This is a genomic window from Amycolatopsis marina (assembly GCF_900111885.1).
In the GTDB taxonomy this organism is placed as follows: domain Bacteria; phylum Actinomycetota; class Actinomycetes; order Mycobacteriales; family Pseudonocardiaceae; genus Amycolatopsis; species Amycolatopsis marina.
In genome coordinates this window covers 234,488-256,476 of sequence record NZ_FOKG01000006.1, presented here as the reverse complement: position 1 = coordinate 256,476, position 21,989 = coordinate 234,488, and the positions used below count along the sequence as shown (strand labels likewise).

General features: G+C 68.9%; 19 protein-coding genes. 17 read left to right on the top strand and 2 right to left on the bottom strand.

From position 1 onward, the window contains the following. Positions 1–45: 45 nt before the first annotated feature. From BM199_RS12560 to BM199_RS12480, 17 genes are all read left to right on the top strand, one after another. Positions 46–768, top strand: coding sequence for an NIPSNAP family protein (locus BM199_RS12560; RefSeq protein ID WP_091673067.1), 723 nt, complete (start codon positions 46–48; stop codon positions 766–768). Between the two features lie 62 nt (positions 769–830). Beyond that, positions 831–1,223, top strand: coding sequence for a VOC family protein (locus BM199_RS12555; protein ID WP_091673065.1), 393 nt, complete (start codon positions 831–833; stop codon positions 1,221–1,223). 464 nt (positions 1,224–1,687) lie between these two features. Beyond that, positions 1,688–3,121: an MFS transporter gene (locus BM199_RS12550; RefSeq protein WP_245788314.1), complete on the top strand. Its 1,434-nt coding sequence runs from the start codon at positions 1,688–1,690 to the stop codon at positions 3,119–3,121. A gap of 38 nt (positions 3,122–3,159) precedes the next feature. Beyond that, positions 3,160–3,624, top strand: coding sequence for a redox-sensitive transcriptional activator SoxR (soxR, locus tag BM199_RS12545; RefSeq protein ID WP_091673064.1), 465 nt, complete (start codon positions 3,160–3,162; stop codon positions 3,622–3,624). A gap of 49 nt (positions 3,625–3,673) precedes the next feature. Beyond that, positions 3,674–4,735 (top strand): Rv2578c family radical SAM protein, encoded by a 1,062-nt coding sequence (locus BM199_RS12540; RefSeq protein WP_091673257.1) that lies wholly within the window; start codon positions 3,674–3,676, stop codon positions 4,733–4,735. Between the two features lie 155 nt (positions 4,736–4,890). Further along, the gene (aspS, locus tag BM199_RS12535; RefSeq protein ID WP_091673062.1) at positions 4,891–6,657 is read left to right on the top strand and encodes an aspartate--tRNA ligase; all 1,767 of its coding nucleotides are present in this window, start codon (positions 4,891–4,893) and stop codon (positions 6,655–6,657) included. Between the two features lie 116 nt (positions 6,658–6,773). Then, on the top strand, positions 6,774–7,961 hold the full coding sequence (locus BM199_RS12530; RefSeq protein WP_091673061.1) for a phosphotransferase: 1,188 nt from the start codon (positions 6,774–6,776) through the stop codon (positions 7,959–7,961). A 93-nt stretch (positions 7,962–8,054) separates the two neighbouring features. Further along, positions 8,055–8,912, top strand: a complete 858-nt coding sequence (locus BM199_RS12525; protein WP_091673059.1) for an SGNH/GDSL hydrolase family protein — start codon at positions 8,055–8,057, stop codon at positions 8,910–8,912. A gap of 223 nt (positions 8,913–9,135) precedes the next feature. Next, complete coding sequence (locus BM199_RS12520) at positions 9,136–10,533, top strand: replication-associated recombination protein A (protein WP_091673057.1); 1,398 nt, start codon at positions 9,136–9,138, stop codon at positions 10,531–10,533. A 124-nt stretch (positions 10,534–10,657) separates the two neighbouring features. Next, entirely contained in the window at positions 10,658–11,062 is a 405-nt protein-coding gene (locus BM199_RS12515; protein ID WP_091673056.1) for a DUF948 domain-containing protein, read from the top strand. Next, a complete protein-coding gene (locus BM199_RS12510) occupies positions 11,059–11,388 on the top strand; it encodes a hypothetical protein (protein ID WP_091673054.1) in 330 nt (109 codons plus the stop codon). Before BM199_RS12515 ends, BM199_RS12510 begins: the two co-directional genes overlap by 4 nt. A gap of 117 nt (positions 11,389–11,505) precedes the next feature. Next, a complete protein-coding gene (alaS, locus tag BM199_RS12505; RefSeq protein ID WP_091673053.1) occupies positions 11,506–14,166 on the top strand; it encodes an alanine--tRNA ligase in 2,661 nt (886 codons plus the stop codon). Next, complete coding sequence (gene ruvX, locus BM199_RS12500; protein WP_091673051.1) at positions 14,163–14,660, top strand: Holliday junction resolvase RuvX; 498 nt, start codon at positions 14,163–14,165, stop codon at positions 14,658–14,660. Before alaS ends, ruvX begins: the two co-directional genes overlap by 4 nt. Continuing rightward, the gene (gene mltG / locus BM199_RS12495; RefSeq protein WP_091673049.1) at positions 14,657–16,381 is read left to right on the top strand and encodes an endolytic transglycosylase MltG; all 1,725 of its coding nucleotides are present in this window, start codon (positions 14,657–14,659) and stop codon (positions 16,379–16,381) included. The genes ruvX and mltG overlap by 4 nt, the downstream gene beginning before the upstream one ends. After that, positions 16,371–17,246 (top strand): shikimate dehydrogenase, encoded by an 876-nt coding sequence (locus tag BM199_RS12490; protein WP_091673048.1) that lies wholly within the window; start codon positions 16,371–16,373, stop codon positions 17,244–17,246. The genes mltG and BM199_RS12490 overlap by 11 nt, the downstream gene beginning before the upstream one ends. Positions 17,247–17,294: 48 nt before the next feature. Continuing rightward, positions 17,295–17,885, top strand: a complete 591-nt coding sequence (locus tag BM199_RS12485) for a GrpB family protein (protein WP_091673046.1) — start codon at positions 17,295–17,297, stop codon at positions 17,883–17,885. A 37-nt stretch (positions 17,886–17,922) separates the two neighbouring features. Next, the gene (locus BM199_RS12480) at positions 17,923–18,867 is read left to right on the top strand and encodes a D-2-hydroxyacid dehydrogenase family protein (RefSeq protein WP_091673045.1); all 945 of its coding nucleotides are present in this window, start codon (positions 17,923–17,925) and stop codon (positions 18,865–18,867) included. Here the strand turns inward: BM199_RS12480 and BM199_RS12475 are convergent. Together BM199_RS12475 and BM199_RS12470 are read right to left on the bottom strand one after the other, a co-directional pair. Then, complete coding sequence (locus BM199_RS12475; RefSeq protein WP_091673043.1) at positions 18,864–19,694, bottom strand: serine hydrolase domain-containing protein; 831 nt, start codon at positions 19,692–19,694, stop codon at positions 18,864–18,866. The two genes, BM199_RS12480 and BM199_RS12475, sit on opposite strands and share 4 nt — an antisense overlap. Positions 19,695–19,851: 157 nt before the next feature. Next, positions 19,852–21,981, bottom strand: a complete 2,130-nt coding sequence (locus BM199_RS12470) for an AfsR/SARP family transcriptional regulator (RefSeq protein WP_281245693.1) — start codon at positions 21,979–21,981, stop codon at positions 19,852–19,854. Positions 21,982–21,989: the final 8 nt, after the last annotated feature.

Below are 21,989 nucleotides of genomic sequence, written 5' to 3'. Positions count from 1 at the left end.
CCCCGGGCCTACCGTCAGCCCGTCGACAACTGAAGGGCGGTCCGGATGCCGGATGCGGTGGTGGAACTCAGGCAGTACACATTGCGGCCGGGGCGGAGGGACGACCTGGTCGAGCTCTTCGACCGGGAGTTCCTGGAGAGCCAGGAAGCGGCCGGGATGCGGGTCATCGGACAGTTCCGCGATCTCCGGGACCCGGACCGGTTCGTCTGGCTGCGCGGGTTCGCCGACATGGCCACGCGGAAGTCGGCACTGAGCGGCTTCTACGGCGGACCGGTGTGGCAGGCCAACAGAACCGCCGCCAACGACACGATGATCGACTCCGACGACGTGCTGCTGTTGCGGCCGCTGGGCGACGGTTCCGGTTTCGCCGAACTCACGGCACGACCACCAGTGGGAACCGCAAAGTTGCCGGATTCGGTCGTGCTGGCGACCGTCTACCAACTGCCCGGCCCGGTGGACGCCGGATTCCGCGGCTTCTTCGAGCGGCGCGTGGCCCCGGTGATGTCCGCGAGCGGGGCGGTGCCGGTGGCCGCGTTCGAAACCGAACCTGCCGAGAACAACTTTCCAGCGCTTCCGGTGCGCACCGGGGAGAACGTTCTGGTCTGGTTCGCGGTACTGCCCGGCGAGGAGGCCCACCGAGCGCATCTCGCGAAGCTGGAGAGTTCATCGGACTGGACCGCTGAAGTGCTGCCGGAACTGATCCGCTCGCTCGCCGTGGCACCGCAGCAGCTGCTGCTCGCACCCACCGCGCGCTCCGTACTGCGCTGAGGGCGACACGGTCGCAAGCAGTAGACGGTAGGTTCGAACTTTCCAGCAACGGAGGTGTTGCGGTGACGAGTGCTCTGCCTTTCCGGATTCAGCACGTGACCATCGACAGTCACCGTCCTTACGCGCTCGCGCAGTTCTGGAGCACGGTCACCGGATGGCCCATCAGTCACGAGGACGAGCCGGACTCGCCGGAGGTCGCGCTCGAACCGCCCGATCCGAACCTGCCGGAACTGCTGTTCGTCACCGTTGCCGACCGCAAGATCGGGAAGAACCGCCTGCACTTCGATCTCATGCCCCTGGCTACGACTCGGGACGAGGAAGTCGAACGGCTCGTGGCCGCCGGCGCCACGCTCGTCGACGACCGCAGGAAAGCGAACGGCAGAGGCTGGGCCGTACTCGCCGACCCCGAAGGCAACGAGTTCTGCGTGGAGGCCAGCCAGGCCGAACGGGAGTGAGAACTTTTCGTTGCCTACGGCGGATCCTTGGCCCATGAATCGCCGCACCTCGAGCAGGATCGTTCGCGGGGTCCGGGCAGTTCTGTCCAGTGTGGACTTTTCGGCCACTGGGTCCGTTGGTTCGTTGATGGGGTTTGTGGGTTGTGTGTCAGGGGCCAGCCGGGTTGGTCTTTGAGGTAGCGGTGGGGTTCGTATTTGGCGCCGCTGTTGGTGTCGGCGGTGTGGCTGGTGTGGTGCATTCACGGTCCGCGACAGGACAGCGTTCAGGTGACCGCCCAGCGGCGCCCTTCTCGGCGTCCGTGTCGTCCAGCCGGACATGCCTTCACCAGCGCATTTGACCTCAACTTCGGTTGAGCTGATGGGCTGTTCGCCGTCGATGTCAGGACTAGGGAAAGCGAACAGCCATGGCGAACAGCACGACCACAGATCGCACTCCGCACCCGCCCCCGGTGGATCGGCCGTCGATGTTGACGCTTCCGGTGGTCCTGGTCGGCGTCGTCCTGGTGGCGATGTCCATCTCGGGGACCGCGGTGGCGTTGCCGAGCATCGGTCGTGATCTCGATACCTCCGGGTCTCCGTTGAACTGGGTCGTCGCCGGTTACAACCTGGCCTTCGCGGCCATGACGCTCATCATGGGATCGACCGCCGACCGGGTCGGTCGCCGACGGGTGTTCATCGTCTCGGCGCTGGTCTTCGCGGGCGGGTTTCTCGGCACGGCGCTGAGTCCGGTGATCGTCGTCACCGACATCGCCCGCATCCTCTCCGGCGTCGGCGGTGCCGGGATCATGGCGGCCGGTGGCGCCATTCTCGCTGCCAGCTACGACGGTGCGGCCCGCAATCGCGCCTTCGCCCTGATGGGCACCATGGCCGGGGTCGGCATCGCCATTGGCCCCACGCTGGCGGGCCTGCTGATCAGTGTCACCGGATGGCGGGGAAGCTTCGCGGTCTTCAGTGTCATCGGCCTGCTGGTCGGCTTGGGCGGGACCCGTGCCCGCGAGTCCCGCGCGACCGGTTCCGACCGGATCGACTGGGCGGGCAGCACGTTGTTCGTCGGCGCACTGACACTGCTGATGTTCGCGCTCCTGGAGGCGTCCTCGCTCGGCTGGTCGCATCCGGTCATCCTGTTCACCGGGATCGCTGGCCTGGTCGTGCTGGTCACCTTCGGCGTCGTTCAGCGGCGCAGCGCCGCTCCGGTGCTGGCGCCAGCCCTGGTCGCCAACCGCGGTTTCCTGGGCTGGAGTCTGGCGACCCTGACCACCTCCGTCGGGTTCCTCGGCGTCCTGGTCTTTCTGCCCACCTACCTGCAGGCGGCGGCAGGGCTCTCCCCTGCGGCGTCGGGGTTGACGATGCTGTTGCTGACCGCCCCTGTGCTGATCATGCCCATGATTGCCGTGGCCCTGGTGAACAAGGGCGTCCAGGCCCGGCTACTGATCATGATCGCCCTGGTGCTGGTCGTGGCCGGGAACCTGTGGCTGGTGACGCTGAGCGCCGAGGACACGGTCGTGGCCGTCGCAGCGCCGCTGGTGATGATCGGAGTCGGCATGGGAGCGTCCTTCGGCATCACCGACGGCCAGGCTATGGCCCTGGTTCATGCCGACGCCGTCGGTATGGCGGCCGGTTTCCTCAACACCCTGCGCGGAGCGGCCGAAGCGCTGGTTATCGCCGCGTACAGTGCCTCCCTCGCCGGTCTCCTCGCGGCCAGGCTCGGCGACGCGACCCAGGCTGCGAAGGTGGGTGCCGGACGCCTCACCGACGGAGCCGAGGCTGTGGAACTGGACGCCTTCACCTGGTCCTGGCAGTTGACCCAGTTCGGCGTCGGCCTGCTCTGCCTCGTCCTGTCGGTCGTCGTGGCCGTCCTGATTCACAGCCGCGCGGCGACGTCCCGCCGCACCACCTGACCGCCAGGCATTTTCCGAACAAGGCAAGGAGCAATGTTTTGCGCGCCAGTCCAGAGGACCAGCTCACGATCGGTGAGGTCACTCGCCGGACTGGCGTGCCCGCCTCCGCCCTGCACTTCTACGAACGCAAGGGCCTGATCTTCAGCGAACGCGCGGGTCGCAACCAGCGGATCTTTTCCCGGCACATGCTTCGCCGGATCTCCTTGATCATGGTGGCCAAGCGCCTGCACATTCCGTTGTCGGACGTCGCCGAGGTCTTCGCCGGTCTCCCCGTCGATCGCGCCCCCACGCACAGGGACTGGCAGCGGGTCTCCCGGCGCTGGAAGAAACAACTGGAGGAACGTCGTCGGGTCCTCGAACGCCTCGAAAACGAACTCACCGGCTGCATCGGCTGCGGTTGCCTGTCGATGAAGGCCTGCCTGCTCCTCAATCCCGACGACACCCTCCAGGGCCGAGGTCCTGGACCGGTGCGGCTCCAGCAGTCCAGCGTCGCCCTCGAGTGACGACCTGCGGAGATTTGACACGACTTCGAACGTGTGTTCGACTCTGCGGGTGCGATGGGACAGGCAGCGGGTCGGGGGCGGAAACGAGCAGGCGCTACCTGGTCTCGCGGGGCTGATCCGGACGGTCCAGTCGCCGGAGTTCGCCGGTGTGACCTTTCACGAGGTCCGGGCCCGCTCGGTGCTGAACAAGGTCGGCCCGTCTTCCGGTGTGCCCTTCCGGTGGACCGTCAACCCATATCGTGGCTGCTCACACGCCTGCAAGTATTGTTTCGCCCGAAGTACGCACAACTATCTCGACTTCGACTCCGGACGGGACTTCGACACCCAGGTCGTGGTCAAGGTGAACGCCGCGGAGGTGCTCGCGTCCCAACTGCGCAAGCCGTCCTGGGCGCGCGAGCACGTGGCGATGGGTACGAACACCGATCCCTACCAGCGCGCCGAGGGTCGCTACGGGCTGATGCCGGGAATCATCCGGGCGCTGGCCCGCTCCGGCACTCCCTTCTCGATCCTGACGAAGGGCACCGTGCTGAGTCGGGACCTGCCGTTGCTCCGCGAGGTGAACGCCGATGTGCCCGTGGGCCTCGGTGTGTCCATCGCGCTGCTCGACCGCGACCTGCAACGCAAGCTCGAACCGGGCACTCCGAGCCCACAGGCACGACTCGACCTGGTCCGGCGTATCCGGGACGCCGGACTGCCCTGCGGTGTCTTCGTCGCGCCGGTGCTGCCGGGGCTCACCGACTCGACCGAGGCATTGGGTGCCCTGTTCGCCGAGGTCGTCGCCGCAGGGGCGACCGGCGTGACGGTGCTGCCGTTGCACCTGCGTCCCGGCGCTCGCGAGTGGTACGGCAGGTGGCTGGCCGCCGAGTACCCGGCGCTCGTGCCGCGGTACCGCCGGCTCTACGCGGGAGGCAGCTACGCCGGGGTGGCCTACCGCCGCTGGTTGTCCGAACGGGTTTCCCGGTTGCTTCGCCAGCACGGGTTGGAGCACGGAGGCGGGGACACCGGCCGTGTCCGCGGGGACGCGCAGCGTGAGTCCTCCGAGGTGGTCCCGGTGCAGGTGGCCCGTGGCCCGGTGCCTACTCTGCAAGGTGAGCAGCTGCCGCTGCTGTAGGCCAAGCCGGGTGGTCGGCACGCACACAGCCGGTGCCAGGGCGAAACCTGGTGGCGAGCCCCCCGGGGTGATTCGTTAGCCTTTACCGTCGGCAAATCCGCCGCAGACACCGCCCGACAACCGCGTGCTCCGACAGAACGAGGAGAGCAACCCCAGTGCTTCGCACCCACAACGCCGGCACACTCCGTGCCGAGCATGCTGGCCAGACCGTCACCCTCACCGGCTGGGTGGCCCGGCGGCGCGATCACGGCGGTGTCATCTTCATCGATCTGCGCGACGCCAGCGGTGTTGCCCAGGTCGTGTTCCGTGAGGGCGAGATGGCCGAGCGCGCCCACCAGTTGCGCTCGGAGTTCTGCATCCGGGTCACCGGCGAGGTCGCTCAGCGGCCGTCCGGCAACGAGAACCCCGAGATCCCGACCGGCGCGATCGAGGTGCTGACCACCGAGCTGGAGGTCCTCTCCGAGGCCGCGGTGCTGCCGTTCCCGATCGACGACCGCGTCGAGGTCGGCGAGGAGGTGCGCCTCAAGCACCGCTACCTCGACCTGCGGCGCAGCGGTCCGGCGCACGCCATGCGCCTGCGCAGCGAGGTGAACCGGGCGGCGCGCGAGGTGCTGCACGAGCGCGACTTCGTCGAGGTCGAGACCCCGACGATGACCCGCTCCACCCCCGAAGGTGCCCGCGACTTCCTGGTGCCCGCGCGCCTGCGCCCCGGAAGCTGGTACGCCCTGCCCCAGTCACCGCAGCTGTTCAAGCAGCTGCTCATGGTCGGCGGACTGGAGCGTTACTACCAGATCGCCCGCTGCTACCGGGACGAGGACTTCCGCGCCGACCGGCAGCCGGAGTTCACCCAGCTCGACATCGAGATGAGCTTCGTCGAGCAGGACGACGTGATCGCCCTCGGCGAGGACATCGTCGCAGCGCTGTGGAAGCTCGTCGGCGTCGAGCTGACCACGCCGTTCCAGCGGATCACCTACGCCGAGGCGATGGCCAAGTACGGCACCGACAAGCCGGACCTCCGCTTCGACCTCGAGCTGACCGACCTGACCGAGTTCTTCGCCGACACCCCGTTCCGCGTCTTCCAGGCGCCGTACGTGGGCTCCGTGGTGATGGCCGGTGGCGCCGACCAGCCCCGCCGTCAGCTCGATGCCTGGCAGGAGTTCGCCAAGCAGCGCGGGCACAAGGGTCTGGCCTACGTGCTGGTCGGCGAGGACGGCACGCTCGGTGGGCCGGTGGCCAAGAACCTGTCGGAGACCGAGCGGGAGAACCTCGCCGCCGCCGCGGGAGCCAAGCCCGGCGACTGCGTCTTCTTCGCCGCGGGCAAGCAGAACGACGCTCGCGCGCTGCTCGGTGCCGCCAGGATCGAGATCGGTCGCCGGCTCGGCCTGATCGACGAGAACGCCTGGTCGTTCGTGTGGGTGGTGGACGCGCCGCTGTTCGCGCCCGCGTCCGAGACCGACGACGTCGCCGTGGGCAGCGGCACGTGGACCGCGGTGCACCACGCGTTCACCTCGCCGACCCCGGAGTGGATCGACAAGTTCGAGACCGACCCCGCCAACGCGCTGGCCTATGCCTACGACATCGTCTGCAACGGCAACGAGATCGGCGGCGGTTCGATCCGTATTCACCGCAGGGACGTGCAACAGCGGGTGTTCGAGCTGATGGGCATCTCCGAGGAGGAGGCGCAGGAGAAGTTCGGCTTCCTGCTCGACGCCTTCCAGTTCGGCGCGCCCCCGCACGGCGGCATCGCCTTCGGCTGGGACCGGATCGTCATGCTGCTCGCCGGCGCGGAGTCCCTGCGCGAGGTCATCGCGTTTCCGAAGACCGGAGGTGGGTATGACCCCCTCACCGCGGCTCCGGCACCGATCACTCCCGAACAGCGCAAGGAAGCAGGGGTGGACGCCAAGCCGGAGCCCCGCGCCTGACGTAAACCTCCGTGTTCCACCGGTTCCCGGCCGAACCGTGTCCTGATGACGGTCAGGGCACGGTCTGGTCGTTGACAGTGGTCCTTGTCGCTCGCTCACTAGTAGGGTCGTGACCAATGACAGTCGACACCTCCGCTGCAGATGATTCGACGTTCGGCGCTGGAGCGGAACTACTCGCCATCGAGGCCGCTCTCGCCGCGGGTGAGGCGGTGCTGTCCCAGCGTTTCGGCAGCGCCATCACCCTCGTCGACCCCGAGGACCTCGACGGCAGTGGTCCCGCCACAGTGGTGCGCGCCAAGGTCGCGACCTCGCCGTTCGACCTGCCCCGCACCCTGGTGATCAAGCACTATCCGGGCACCCCCGGACCGGGCCAGCCCGACCCGTTCGCTCAGGAGGCGGTCAGCTACCAGTTGTTCACCGCGCTCCCGCCCGAGGAGCGGATGTGCCCGGAACTCGTCGCGCACGACGGGCGCGAGCGGGTGCTCGTCATCGACGACCTCGGGCACGCGCCGACGTTGCGCGACAAGCTCCGCACACCGGACGCCCGCGCCGCCGAGACCGCACTACTGTCCTGGGCTCGTTCCCTCGGCAGGCTGCATGCCAGCACGGCAAGCAGGGAAGCCGACTTCAACGCCCTGCTGCGCAGGCTTGGCGGACCCGTCGGCGGGGACGACAGTTCCCCGCTCACGGCCTGTGCCCAGCTGCCCGCCCTGCTGGAGAAGACCCTGGGCGTGGGGACCCACGAGCGAGTCCGCGCCGCGGCCGAGCGGGCCGCCGAGCACGCGAGGTCGGCCTGCTACCGGGCGTTCAGCCCGGTGGACCTGTGGCCGGACAACAACCTGGTGACCAGTTCCGGCGTCCGCTTCCTCGACTTCGAACGCGGCCGCGTGCGCAGCGCCCTGGTGGACGCCGCGCACCTGCGGGTTCCGTTCGTGACCAGTCCCGACGCCCTCGCGCTGCCCGCCGGAATGAGCGAAGCGATGGTGGCGGCCTGGCGGGCGGAGATCGCCGAGATCTGGCCGTCGCTCGCCGACGACGAGGCGCTGTCCGCGTACCTGCTGGACAGTCAGCTGCTCGGGGTCTGGATGGTGACCTGGGAACTGTTGCCGAAGCTGCCCGCTGGTACGACCGCAGGGCCGACCAGCAGGTCGGCGGCGCTGATCACCTGGTGGAGCGATCTCGCCGCGCATGCCGACAGGGGTGGGCAGGATGAACTCGCGGCTCACGCCCGCGACGTCGCCGCCGCGCTCGAGGCCAGGTACGGCCAGGGGCTGGAACTCGCGTTGTACCCCGCTTTCCGGTAACCGGGCCGCGCGCACCGAGGGTTCGCCGGGGCGTCCGCACGCTGTTACCCGGCGATCATCCCGAGTGAGCCTGTGTGCCGGATCCTCTGACGCGTGACCGTGGTGAGTAACGAAGTCACTTCGACCCTCGACCCACTCCCTACCCCTCCGACGACCGCGCTGCCTACCGCGGGCCGGACCGCGCACCGGCTCGCGGTACTCGGCGACTCGACCGCTGTCGGACTCGGTGATCCACTTCCCGACGGTGGCTGGCGCGGCGTCGGCCCACTCGTCGCCGACGCACTCGGCGTCGAGCCCGGTGGCTACGTCAACCACTCGTTCACCGGTGCGCGCATGCGCTGTGTGCGGGAACGTCAGCTGCCGGACGCGCTGGCGCACCGGCCGGACGCCGTGCTGGTGCTGGCCGGGATGAACGACACCCTGCGCTCGGACTTCAGCCCGGTGGACGTGGCAGCCGACCTGGACCAGATCGTCACCCGTCTGCTGGCCGTCGGTGCGGTTCCCGTCGTGGTCCGGTTTCACGACCACGGCCGGGTCTTCCGCCTGCCGGGACCGCTGCACCGGGCACTACGGGCCCGGATCGAGATGCTCAACACGGCCATCGACTCCGTCGTCGTCGGGCGCGGTGTGCCCTGCCTCGACCTCGCCGGTGTGCCGGGGGCGTACGACCTCGACGCGTGGAGCGTGGACCGGCTGCATCCGTCCGAACTGGGACACCGGTTGCTCGCTCGCGGGTTCACGGAAATGCTGCGGCAGCGCGGCTTCGCCGTCCCCGCCCCGGTCGGTCTGCGCCTGTCGGGGGGCGCGCCGGTGGGCACGGCCGATCACGTCGGCTGGCTGGTGGTGAAGGGGATTCCCTGGCTGTGGCGCAGAGGCCGGGACCTGATGCCCTACGCCGCCGCGATCATGCTCCGCTCGGCGAGAGAGTCCCTGGCCACCCGGCTGCCCTGACCCGTGGCACCGCACTTTCCCGGGAAAGTGCGTGAGGTCAATCCCATGACCAGGGACGCGAGTTTCCGGATTCGCACTTTCCCGGGAAAGTGCTTAGGCCGGGCGGCCGTCCCACGGGGCGACGGGATCCGGGAGGGGCGAGCATCGCGGGCGGACAGGGTGCGCAGCCACATTGTTCACCGCCAGCGCAACGCGTGTCGGCGGTGCGGGATACCTTCGATACGTGGAACAAGACGAGCTGTTCACGGTGAACCCCGACCTGGCCGCGCCACCGGAGCCGGTCGATACCCCCACGGCAACGGGCGAGCGGAGCGTGCCCGCCGCCGCGGCCGGGGCGCCGCTCGCCGTGCGGATGCGGCCGCGCTCGCTCGACGAGGTGGTCGGGCAGCAGCACCTGCTGGGGGAGGGAGCCCCGCTGCGCAGGCTCGTCGAGGGGGCCGCGCCCGCCTCGGTGCTGCTCCACGGGCCACCGGGAACCGGCAAGACCACGCTGGCCAACCTGGTCTCCACCGCCACCGGCCGTAGGTTCGTGGCGTTGTCCGCCCTGTCTGCCGGCGTCAAGGAGGTTCGCGGGGTCATCGAGGAGGCCCGCCGCAGGCGCAACTACAACGCCGAGAACACCGTGCTGTTCATCGACGAGGTACACCGCTTCTCCAAGACACAACAGGACGCGCTGCTCGGCGCGGTCGAGGACAGGACGGTGTTGCTGGTCGCCGCCACCACGGAGAACCCGTCGTTCTCGATCGTGTCCCCGCTGCTGTCGCGGTCGCTGGTGTTGCAACTGCGGCCACTGACCGACGACGACGTGCGGGGCCTGATCCGGCGCGCGATGGCCGATGAGCGCGGCCTCGGCGGTGAGCTGGAACTCACCGAGGACGCGGAGAACCACCTGGTGCGCCTGGCGTCCGGGGACGCGCGACGCGCGCTGACCGCGCTGGAGGCAGCGGCCGACGCCGCGAGTGTCACCGAGCACAGGACGGTCGGCCTCGCCATCGTGGAGGCCGCCGTCGACAAGGCCGCGGTCCGCTACGACCGTGACGGCGATCAGCACTACGACGTGATCAGCGCGTTCATCAAGTCGATCCGCGGCTCCGACGTGGACGCCGCACTGCACTATCTGGCCCGGATGATCGAGGCAGGGGAGGACCCGCGCTTCCTGGCCCGCAGGCTCGTCGTGCACGCCAGCGAGGACATCGGGATGGCCGACCCGACGGCGTTGCAGGCGGCCGTGGCGGCCGCGCACGCGGTGCAGTTCATCGGAATGCCCGAGGGCAGGCTCGCGCTCGCGCAGGCCACCGTGCACCTCGCCACCGCACCGAAGTCGAACGCGGTGATCGCCGGCATCGACGCCGCGCTCGCCGATGTCCGGGCGGGACGCATCGGCACCGTCCCGCCACATCTGCGCGACGGCCACTACGCGGGTGCGGCCAAGCTCGGCAACGCGCAGGGCTACCGGTACCCGCACAACGCCCCGGAAGGAGTGCTGGCACAGCAGTACCCGCCGGACGAACTGGTGGGCGCCGACTACTACAACCCCACCCAGCACGGTGCGGAACGCACACTCGCCGAGCGCGTGCCGAAGTTGCGGCGCAGCGTCCGCGGTGAAACCAGGGGCGGGTGATCGGCGGGCCGCCCGGCCGGGCGCGGGCGCGCGCGGTAGCCTGACCGGCAATTCCGCGAACTTCAAGCGAACCTTCAAGCGGACCTTCAAGAGAACACAGCCATCGAACTTTCGAGGAGGGCACGTGTCGGCAGGGCAGGTCGCCGCACTGGTCGCCGCAGGCGCGTTCGTGCTGCTGGTGTTGTTGCTGGCGATCCCGTTGATCAAGCTCGGCCGCACGCTGGACGAGGCGACGATCGCGCTCCGCAAGGCGCACGAGAACACGGATCCGCTGCTGCACGGGGCCAACGACACCATCACCCACGTCAACACCCAGCTCGAGCGGGTCGACGGGATCACGGCGAACGCGCAGGCGGTTTCCGGCAACGTCTCCGCGCTGTCGTCGGTGTTCACCGCGACCCTGGGCGGGCCGCTGGTGAAGACGGCGGCGTTGTCCTACGGCATCAGCAAGGCCGTGAAGGCCCGCCGCAACGCGAAGGCCGTGGATTCCGGGAAGCACTCCCGCAGGCGGAAGGGATTCCGGCGATGAAGCGGATCTTCTGGCTCGGGGTCGGGGTCGTGACCGGTGTCGCACTGTCGCGCAAGGCGACGGAAACCGCTCGTCAGGCCAGCCCGGCAGGGTTAGCCTCGAATGTGGGCGAGGCGATACGAGAACTCGCCGGTGCCGTGGGCACCTTCGGCGCCGATGTGCGCGCCGGCATGAGCGAGCGGGAGCAGGAGTTGAGCGACATCGTGGAGGAGCGGTCCAGGGTGGTCACCCCTGTCGCGCGCCGGTCACCGCGCCCCGCGGCGGCCGACGGCAGGCACGCCGCCCCCGCGCCGCGTCCCCGGCGAGCGCGCCGGGCGGAGGGCTGACCGCACCGCACTTCTCGACCGGGACGCGGTTCCCTCCGCCTCTACCGGCCCGCACAGCCATCCCGGCCCGATGCGCGCGACAGCCGCGCGCCCGGCCCGCACGACCAAGGAAAACCAGTGGAAACACACGAGATCGCCAGTCGGTTCCTCCGGCACTTCGAGCAGCACGGGCACACCAAGGTGCCCAGTGCCTCGCTGATCCTGGACGACCCGAACCTGCTCTTCGTCAACGCGGGCATGGTGCAGTTCAAGCCCTACTTCCTCGGTGAGGTCCCACCGCCGTACCCGAGGGCGACCAGCGTGCAGAAGTGTGTGCGTACCGGGGACATCGACGAGGTCGGCAAGACCACCCGGCACAACACCTTCTTCCAGATGGCGGGCAACTTCTCCTTTGGTGACTACTTCAAAGAAGGCGCGATCGAACGCGCCTGGGAGCTGATCACCTCGCCGCAGGACCAGGGTGGTTTCGGGTTCGACCCCGAGCGGATCTGGGCCACGGTGTACGAGGACGACGCGGAAGCGGCCGCGTTGTGGAAGAAGGTCGCCGGTCTGCCCAGTGACCGGATCCAGGCTCGCGACATGGTCGACAACTTCTGGTCGATGGGTGTCCCCGGTCCGTGTGGTCCGTGTTCGGAGATCTACTACGACCGCGGCCCGGAGTACGGCCGCGAAGGCGGGCCGGTCGTTGACGAGGACCGCTACATCGAGATCTGGAACCTCGTGTTCATGCAGAACATCCGGGGTGAGGGCAGCGGCAAGAAGGACTTCCCGATCCTCGGTGAGCTGCCCGCCAAGAACATCGACACCGGCATGGGCGTCGAGCGGGTCGCCACCTTGCTGCAGGGCGTCGAGAACGTCTACGAGACCGATCTCGTACGACCGGTGATCACCAGGGCCGAGGAGATCTCCGGGCACCGGTACGGCGCCGACCACACCGACGACGTGCGGTTCCGGGTGGTGGCCGACCATGCGCGCTCCGGGATGATGCTGATCGGCGACGGGGTGACCCCGGGTAACGACGGCCGGGGTTACGTGCTGCGCAGGCTGCTGCGCCGAATTGTGCGCTCGATGCGGCTGCTCGGTGTGCACGAGCCGGTGCTGCCCGAGTTCGCGACCGTCGTCCGGGACGCGATGGGCCCGTCCTATCCGGAACTGGTCAGCGACTTCGACCGGATCTCCGACATCATGCGCACGGAGGAGGAGGCCTTCCTGGCCACCCTCACCAGCGGCTCGCGCATCTTCGACCTCGCCGCCGAGCAGACCAAGTCCTCCGGCGGGGGGATCCTCGCGGGCGACAAGGCGTTCCAGCTGCACGACACCTACGGCTTCCCGATCGACCTCACCCTGGAGATGGCCGCCGAACAGGGGCTCACGGTCGACGAGCAGGGCTTCCGCGCGCTGATGGAGGAGCAGCGGCAGCGGGCGAAGGCCGACGCCGCTTCCCGCAAGAGCGGGCACGGTGACCTGTCGGTGTACCGGCAGCTGCTCGAGGACGGCGGCGAGACCGAGTTCCTCGGCTACACCGACCTCCAGGCCACCGCCACCGTGCTCGGCCTGCTGGTCGACGGCGCTCCGGTGCGCAGCGCGGGCGCGGGCACCAAGGCCGAGGTCGTGCTCAACCGCACGCCGTTCTACGCCGAGAGCGGTGGCCAGGTCGCCGACACCGGCGTGCTGCTCGGCTCCGGTGTCGAGCTGAAGGTGCTCGACGTGCAGAAGATCGTGCCCGGGCTCTTCGTGCACCGCGTCGAGGTCGTCGAGGGTGAGCTCGGCCTCGGCACCGAGGTCACCGGGTCGGTCGACGCCGAGCGGCGCGAGGCGATCGCCCGCTCGCACTCGGCCACCCACCTGGTTCACGCCGCCGTGCGCGGGGCGTACGGCAAGCGGGCGGCGCAGGCGGGTTCGCTGAACGCGCCGGGCCGCATGCGGTTCGACTTCACCTCCTCCGGCGGGGTGTCCGCCGACGTGCTGACCGAGGTCGAGGAGGAGGTCAACGACTACCTGCAGACCGACGTCGAGGTGCAGTCCTACGTCACCACCAAGGACAAGGCGCTGGAGCTCGGCGCGGTCGCGCTGTTCGGCGAGAAGTACGGCAACGACGTCCGTGTCGTCGACATGGGTGAGTACTCGCGGGAACTCTGCGGCGGCACCCACGTCGAGCGCATCGGTCAGCTGGGCCTCGTCAAGCTGGTCGGCGACTCCTCCATCGGATCCGGTGTGCACCGGGTGGAGGCCCTGGTCGGGCAGGATGCGCTACGGCACGTGCGCAAGGAGCAACTGCTGGTCTCCCAGCTCGCCGGCACGTTGAAGGTGCCGACCGAGCAGCTGCCCGCGCGAATCGACGACGTCCTCAGCCGGTTGCGCAGCGCGGAGAAGGAGATCGAGCAGTTGCGCACACAGCAGGTGCTCGGCTCGGCAGGCGCGCTCGCCGACTCGGCGAAGGACGTCGGCGGCGTGGCGCTGGTGGCGGAGAAGATCGCCGAGGGCATCGACGCGGCCGGACTGCGCGCGCTCGCGGGTGAGGTGCGCAACCGACTCGGCTCCCGGCCCGGCGTGGTCGCCCTGTTCGCGCCGTCGGAGGGCAAGGTGAGCTTCGTCGTCGGCACCACGTCCACGGCGCGGGACAAGGGGTTCGCCGCGGGCAAGCTGGTCCCCGCCTTCGCGGAGGCGGTCGGCGGCAGGGGCGGCGGCAAGGCCGACATGGCCCAGGGCGGCGGCACGAACCCCGACGGGATCGACACGGCCATCCGGTTGCTGGGTGACGCGGTGGCTCGCGGGTGAGTTCGCGCCGTCCCGATCGCCCTGGCGAACACGACCCCGGGGCGGGCAGGCGGCTGGGCGTCGACGTCGGCTCGGTCCGGGTCGGCGTCGCGCTCAGCGATCCCACGCCCTTTCTCGCGAGCCCGCTCGTTACCCTGTCCCGTGATGCGGACAAGGACAGCGACCTCGACCAGATCGTCCAGCTCGTCACCGAACACGAGGTGGTCGAGGTGATTGTCGGATTGCCGAGAACTCTGGCCGACCGCCACGGCTCGGCGGCCGAGATCGCCGTGTCCTACGCCGAGCGTCTGGCCGGGCTGGTCGATCCGGTTCCGGTGCGGCTCGCGGATGAACGCCTCACGACCGTCAGCGCCGCGCGTATGTTGTCGCAGCGTGGCGTGAAGGGCCGAAAGCAGCGTGCCGTGGTGGACCAGGCGGCCGCTGTGGAAATCCTGCAGGGCTGGCTCGACGCGCGCGCGTCCCACATCCGTCGTGCCGAGGGGGAGGGCCGATGACCACTCCACCGAACGACGGCACCGGAGGCAGGCGGAGGCTGCGACCACAGTGTCCTCCCGGTCCTCCCGGTACGCCACCCCCACCGGTACCTCCGGCTGCCGTCCCGCCCCCTCCGGCGGCCGCGCAGCCACCGCCGCCTGGTGCGCCGCCGCCGCGTCCGCCACGGCGCGGCGGTCCGGCGGGACCGCCACCGCCGCTCGCTGGGCCTCCGGGCGCGCCGCCCGCGGGCAGGCCGCTGCCGCCCCGGCGTCCCGTGGTCCGGCCCCAGGAGGGCGGGCACGCCGGTGATCTCGGCGCACCGCCGCCGCCCGTGACCGGACGGCGCAGGCTGCGACCATCGGGACCGCCGCCGGACGAGCGGCCGACGGAGGTGCTGCGCCTCGAACCCGGGCAACTCGCCGCCGCGGAACCCGTCGACGCGTATGCGGACGAGGCTGAGCACCCGGACCACGACGACCGGGACGACGCCGAGTACGCCGACGACGAGTACATGGACGACGACTACGACGACCACGACGACTACGACGAGGACTTCGAGGACGAGGACCGGGCCGAGCCGGAGTACTTCGAGGACGAGCGGGAAGACCTGGGCAGGAGGCGCGGCGGCCGGACGAAGCGCGCGTTCGGCTGGATCGCGGCCGTCGCGGTCATCGTGCTGCTCGCCGGCGGTGCGTGGTACGGCATCACCGAGATCTTCGGGTACGAGGACTACGAGGGCGCGGGAGAGACCGACGTCCTGATCCGCGTCGAGAAGGGCGACTCCACCAACGCCATCGCCGCCACCCTGCAGGAGAAGGACGTGGTCGCGAGCGCGAAGGCGTTCGTGAAGGCCGGTGCGGACGAAGAGGGCATCCGCAGCGTGCAGCCCGGGTACTACGTGCTCAAGACCAAGATGTCCGGTGCTGCCGCGGTGAGCCGGATCGTCGAGCCGGAGGCGCGGGTCGGCGAGTTGCAGATCCGCGCGGGCACCCAGCTGGACGACGTCACACTGCCGGACGGTTCGGCCACTCCCGGCGTGCTGAAGCTGGTGTCCGACGCGTCCTGCGCCGAGCTCAACGGCACCAGCACCTGTGTTCCGGTCGAGGAGCTCAGCTCGGTCGCCGCGGAGGCGGACCTGGCGGCGCTGGGCGTGCCGGAGTGGGCGGTGCGCGACGCCTCGAAGGCCGAAGGGGCCCGGAAGATCGAGGGCCTCGTCGCGCCCGGTGTGTACGACGTGCGGCCGGGACAGACGGCGGAGGAACTGCTGAAGTCGCTCCTGACGGCGTCGGCGACCCGGCTGGAGGCCACGGGACTGCCGGACGCGGCGGAGGGCACCGGCAAGACGCCGTACCAGATCGTGGTGATCGCTTCCCTGATCGAGCGGGAGGCCGTCAAGCAGGACTTCGAGAAGGTGTCGCGGGTGATCTACAACCGCCTCGACGAGGGCATGAAGCTGCAGCTGGACTCGACCGTCAACTACGCGCTGGACCGGCCGGTCGTGCGGACCAAACCCGAGGACCGCGATCGGGCGGGCCCGTACAACACCTACCGCAACACGGGGCTGCCGCCGACGCCGATCTCGGCGCCCAGTCCCGAGGCCGTGAAGGCCGCGCTCGAGCCCGCTGAAGGGGACATCCTCTTCTTCGTCAAGTGCGAGAAGAACGGGCTGTCCTGCTTCGCCGAGACCAACGAGGAGCACAACCAGAACCGGCGCGAAGCACAGGCCCGCGGTGCCTACTGAGCCAGCTCCCGCCGAGGGGCGGCTCCGCGCCGGCGTCGTCGGCAAGCCGATCGAGCACTCGCTCTCACCGGTACTGCACGGCGCGGCCTACCGGGCACTCGGGCTGACCGGCTGGACCTATGACCGGATCGAGATGGACGCGGCCGGCCTGCCCGGTTTCGTGCGAGACCTCGGGCCCGAATGGGCCGGGCTTTCGGTGACCATGCCGGGCAAACGTGCCGCGCTCGCCCTCGCGTCGGAGGTGACCGCGCGAGCGGCGGCCGTTGGCGCGGCGAACACGCTCGTGCCGTGCGATTCCGGTTGGCGGGCCGACTGCACCGATGTGGACGGCGTCGTCGGCGCACTGCGCTCGGCGGGTGGTTTTCGCGGTGCTGATCCCGGCGCGACCGGGGTGGTGCTCGGCGCGGGTGGCACGGCCGCCGCCGCGGCGGTCGCGTTCGCGGAACTGGGACTGTCCGGTGTCCGGTTGGTGGTGCGCGAACCCGCGCGAGCGGAGGAGACCTCGGCCGCCGCCGCCAGGATGGGCCTCGCCGTCGAGGTGCTCAAGTGGTCCGAGGTGGAGTTCGCCGAACTGGCGCAGGCACCGGTGGTGGTGAGTACCGTGCCGTCGGCCGCGGTCGAGCCGCACCTCGACGACCTCGCACTCGCGGCGTGTCTGCTCGACGTCATCTACGACCCCTGGCCCACTCCGCTGGCCAGGGCCGTGGCCGAGCGGGGCGGCAGCCTCGGCACCGGTCTGGACATGTTGCTGCACCAGGCTTTCGGGCAGGTGGAGCAGTTCACCGGGCAGCAGGCCCCACGGGCGGCGATGCGCGATGCCCTGCGGGCGGCGACCGGAGGGACAATTCCGTTGCCGCTGGGGTAAGCCCGGTGCTAGGTTGGTCGACTGCCTTGAGGAAGGACCGAGTCAGTCATGCCGGTACCCGGCCGCAACGTGTACTCCGACGACGACATCGAATCCATCTGGGTGGGCGGTGCGCCTGTCCTCGACTCGACGGTCACGATGGTCGAATACGACCCCGCCTGGCCCGCCCTTTACGAACGGGAGGCGGACCGGATCCGCCGCACACTGGGGGAGCGGGTGCTCGTGCTGGAGCACATCGGCTCCACCGCGGTGCCGGGGTTGTGTGCGAAGCCGCGGATCGACATCCTGCTGATCGTGCCGGACGTCGACGACGAGGGCGCCTATCTGCCCGCGCTCGAAGCGGCGGGATACCGGCTGGTGATCCGCGAGCCCAAGGACGGACACCGGGCGTTCAAGGGACCGGACACCGATGTCAACCTGCACGTGTACTCGCCGGACACCGGCGAGATCGAACGCTACCTGACCTTCCGGGACCACCTCAGGGCCGACGAAGCGGACCGCGACCTGTACGCGAACACGAAGCGGGAACTGGCGGCCCGCACCTGGACCTACATCCAGCACTACGCGGACGCGAAGAACGACGTCGTGGACGAGATCATGGGCCGCGCGAGGGAGGCGAAGAGTGCGGACGGAGCATGACGCGGCGGTGACCGGAGACGCGATCTAGGCTGGGCTGATGAAGATCGCCATTCTCGACGACTACCAGAACGTCGCACTCGACTTCGCCGATTGGGACAGCCTCGGCGCCGAGGTCGAGGTGTTCACCGAGCACATCGGAGACCAGGACGAACTGGTCCGGCGGCTGGACGGATTCGAGGTCGTGGTGGCGATGCGCGAGCGCACCCGGTTCGACGCGGCGCTGCTGCGCAGATTGCCCGCGTTGCGCCTGCTGGTCAGCACCGGCAGGCGCAACGCGGCCATCGATCTGAGCGCGGCAGGGGAGCAGGGCGTCGTGGTCTGCGGCACCGGCTACCGGGCGGAACCCACGGTGGAACACACCTGGGCGCTGATCCTGGCCGCGGCCCGCAACATTCCCGCCGAGGAGCGGTCGGTGCGCGCGGGCGGGTGGCAGCAGGCGGTCGGCACCGGCCTGCACGGGCGCACCCTGGGGCTGCTCGGCCTGGGCAGGCTCGGCGCGCGGGTGGCGGCGATCGGGCAGGCGTTCGGGATGAACACGATCGCGTGGAGCCAGAACCTGACCGAGGAGCGGGCGGCTGAACAGGGTGTCACCGCGGTGTCGAAGGACGAGTTGTTCCGGAACTCGGACGTCCTCTCGGTGCACCTCGTGCTCAGCGACCGCACCCGCGGGCTCGTCGGCTCGGCCGAACTGGGTGTCATGCGGCCGGGGGCGGTCCTGGTGAACACCTCGCGCGGGCCGATCATCGATGAGAGCGCGCTGCTGGACACGGTGCGGGAGAACAGGATCAAGTGCGCCGCCCTCGACGTGTTCGACGTCGAACCGCTGCCGGTCGGCCATCCACTGCGGACAGCGCCGAACACGGTGCTCACGCCGCACATCGGCTACGTCAACGACACGCTGTACTCGGTGTTCTACTCCGACGCCGTGGAGAACATAGCCGCGTACCTTGCCGGGGAGCCGATCCGGGTGATGACTCCCTAGCTTGGGGTTTCCTGCCCGCGCAACTCGGCCAGTACGGCGTCGGTGAACGGGGGCCACGTCTCGGCGGCCCACGGGCCGAAGGTGCGGTCGGTGAGGACGACGCACGCCGCGCCGGCCTCGGGGTCCACCCAGAGGAATGTGCCTGACTGCCCGAAATGGCCGAACGTGCCGGGCGAGCTGTGCTCACCGGTCCAGTGTGGACTCTTGTGGTCCCTGATGGAGAATCCGAGGCCCCAGTCGTTGGGCTTCTGATGACCGAATCCGGGCAGGACACCGCTCAGCCCGGGGAAGGCCACGCTGGTGGCCATGGCGAGCGTGCGAGGGTCGATGAGTGTGGGCCGCTGCAGTTCGGCGGCAAAAGTGGTCAGATCATCCACAGTGGATTTCGCGCCCGCGGCGGGAGAACCCTCGAGCACGGTGTCGCGCATCGCGAGCGGTCCGAACAGCGCTTCCGCCTGGTAGTCCCGGAACGGAATGTCCGAGTGCTGCTCGAGGGCCTCGGTGAGCTGCTCGAACCCGGCGTTCGAGTACAGCCTCCGGGTGCCGGGCTCCGCCATCACCTTGTGGGCGTCGAAGCCGAGCCCCGAGGTGTGCGCGAGCAGATGCCGGATCGTAGAGCCTTCCGGACCCGCGGGCGTGTCCAGCTCGACCACGCCCTCCTCGATGGCGATGAGGGCGGTGTAGGCGGTGAGCAGCTTCGTGACCGAGGCGAGGGGATAGACCCGGCTGGTGTCACCGTGACTGCCCAGCACCCGGCCGTCGGCGGCCACGACCGCTGTCGACGCGTTGTCCACCGGCCACTGCTCGATCAACCGCACACTGTCCATGTACCCCACCCTACGAACCCCGGCCCGGCAGGCGCCGGGCCGGGGTTCGTAGGGTGGGGTTATCCCGTGCAGTTAAGGCGCTTACTTGGACACCGTCGTAGTCGGCGCGGAGTGTCTGTACCCGCCACAGCTCCGCGAGTTGTGCCGTCCGAGCCGTTTAGGCGACGCCTATGAGATGTGTCGCGTAACGCAGCGCTTCCTGGTCGCCGGACCGCTGCGCGCAGCGCATGGCGACTTCTGCCGCCCGAGTCCCCTCGTCGACGTGCTGCTCGACCTCTTGAAAATCCCGCAGCAGGAACGCTAGTTGCCATCCATGCCGATTGAATCCGTTGTCATCTGCGTACTCCACAACAGCAACAAGCGTGGCACGTTGCTGGACATACCACTCCGTGGCGACATCCGCATTGACGAAATCCAGCGGCTGCACGCTTTCGTCCTCCGCCGGCGCGACTTCCACGGTCGAACTGACGAACGCAGTTGCCCTTGCACGAACGAGAGTATGTAGGTACCAGTCTAGGATTCGCCGCATCGCCGCGTCCCGCTTTCTAGTGGAGTCCTCCTCCAGTGCCCGTTCCACCGCATACGCTTGCAACAGATCGTAAAATCGGTACTTGCCACGTTGGTTGTGCTCAAGCAGGTGTGCCGACACGAGCGAGTCGAGCACCCTTCGGGTACCGGCCGTTGAGCTACGTAACAAGACTGACGCGGCGGGCACTGTAAATTCTGCGGCCGGGTGCAGCCCTAGCAGCCGAAATGCTTGGGACACCACGGGGTCGAGCGCTTGGTACGACCAGGAAAAGATCAATCGCGGGTCAAGGGACACATCGTCGGTCTCACCGAGCAGATCCAGCCGTCCACTGCCGGAGCGAAACTCGGCGACTAGATCGGCGATGGGTGTATCTGGGTAGCGGGTGACTTGCTCCGCAGCGGTTACTAGCGCCAGGGGTAACCGACCGGAAAGCCGGATCAAGTCGAGCACTGCTGCGGAATTCTCACTGCACCGTTCGACACCGATCACCTCGGAAGCTAACGAGGTTGCTTCATGTGGGCTGAGTTCACCGAGGTTCAAACGCCAAGCACAGTTGTTCACGGCCAATCCACGCAGCTCGTTCCTGCTGGTCACCAGCACAACCGAGCCGACTCCCGGCAATAACGGACGCACCTGCCCGGCGTCGCGGACGTTGTCGATCAGCAGCAGGACCTGCCGCCCATACAGGCACGTGCGCCACAAGGCAGTACGTTCCGCTGTCGTAGACGGAATCTGCGATGCGGGTACACCGAAAGCCCTCAGCAAGATGTCCAGTGCAGATGCAGGGTCGAGGGGTTCGTCGGACCCGTAGCCCCGCATGTCGAGGTAGAGTTGACCGTCCGGGAATCTGACACTGACCTGATGTGCCCACCGGAGGGCCAGTGTGGTCTTGCCCGCACCTCCGGGACCGTGCACGGCGATCAGCGCCGGGGATCGGCCCGTCGCAACTTCTTGGAAGGCCTTGTCCAAGAGGGCTAAGTCGGCTGAACGGCCGGTGAATCGAGAGTTGTCCGGCGGCAACTGCCGTGGCACTGCCGGACCGGTTGTCGGCATCGGCGGCAACACATCGACCGCAGCTAGCACCCGCAGGTACAGCTCGCGCAGCGCAGGCGACGGATCGGTGCCCAGCGTGTCAGACAGCAGCGAGCGGACCCGCTGATAAGTGTCCAATGCCTCGGCATGCCGCTCGGACTTGTACAAAGCCGTGATCAGCCGCGCCCAGAGCGGCTCCCGCAGTGGATAACTGGTGATGAGCTGCTGCAACTCGGCGATCAGCTCAGAATGTTTGCCTAGTGTCAAGTCGATGTCGACCCGCTGCTCCAAGGCAGCAAGGTAGTGCTCTACGAGATGCGGTGGGGCTAGCGTGTCATCGCGCCAGAGCTCTAGCGCTTCTGCCAGCACAGTCCTGGTCTCAAGCAGGTCCGGGCAGGGCACTGCAGCCAGAAGCCGTTCGAATCGGAGTAGGTCGACTGCGTCCGGGGGCAGGTCGAGAAGGTAGCCGCCGGGCTTCGTGAGAATCAGATCTGCTCCGATGAGATTGCGTAGCTGGTTGATCAACGTGTGCAGTCCGCTACGTGGCCGTTCGGGCACCTGCTCACCCCATATCTCGTCGGCCAATCGCTCGAATGTAACTACCCGACCTGCACGCGTCGCTAGCGCGTTTACCAAGGCCCGCAGTCTTTGTCTGTTGATCGGCACGATCTGGCCGTCGACCCGCACCTCAAGGTCGCCTAGCAATGCGACAGACGCCCGCGTCATTCGAACAC

Excerpts from the sequence above, each read along its gene's own strand:
- mltG (WP_091673049.1), top strand. The coding sequence starts at position 14,657 with ATGACCACTCCACCGAACGACGGCACCGGAGGCAGGCGGAGGCTGCGA.
- BM199_RS12560 (WP_091673067.1), top strand. The coding sequence starts at position 46 with ATGCCGGATGCGGTGGTGGAACTCAGGCAGTACACATTGCGGCCGGGG.
- BM199_RS12485 (WP_091673046.1), top strand. The coding sequence starts at position 17,295 with ATGCCGGTACCCGGCCGCAACGTGTACTCCGACGACGACATCGAATCC.
- BM199_RS12480 (WP_091673045.1), top strand. The coding sequence starts at position 17,923 with ATGAAGATCGCCATTCTCGACGACTACCAGAACGTCGCACTCGACTTC.
- BM199_RS12475 (WP_091673043.1), bottom strand. The coding sequence starts at position 19,694 with ATGGACAGTGTGCGGTTGATCGAGCAGTGGCCGGTGGACAACGCGTCG.
- BM199_RS12470 (WP_281245693.1), bottom strand. The coding sequence starts at position 21,981 with ATGACGCGGGCGTCTGTCGCATTGCTAGGCGACCTTGAGGTGCGGGTC.
- BM199_RS12530 (WP_091673061.1), top strand. The coding sequence starts at position 6,774 with ATGACAGTCGACACCTCCGCTGCAGATGATTCGACGTTCGGCGCTGGA.
- BM199_RS12550 (WP_245788314.1), top strand. The coding sequence starts at position 1,688 with ATGTTGACGCTTCCGGTGGTCCTGGTCGGCGTCGTCCTGGTGGCGATG.
- BM199_RS12510 (WP_091673054.1), top strand. The coding sequence starts at position 11,059 with ATGAAGCGGATCTTCTGGCTCGGGGTCGGGGTCGTGACCGGTGTCGCA.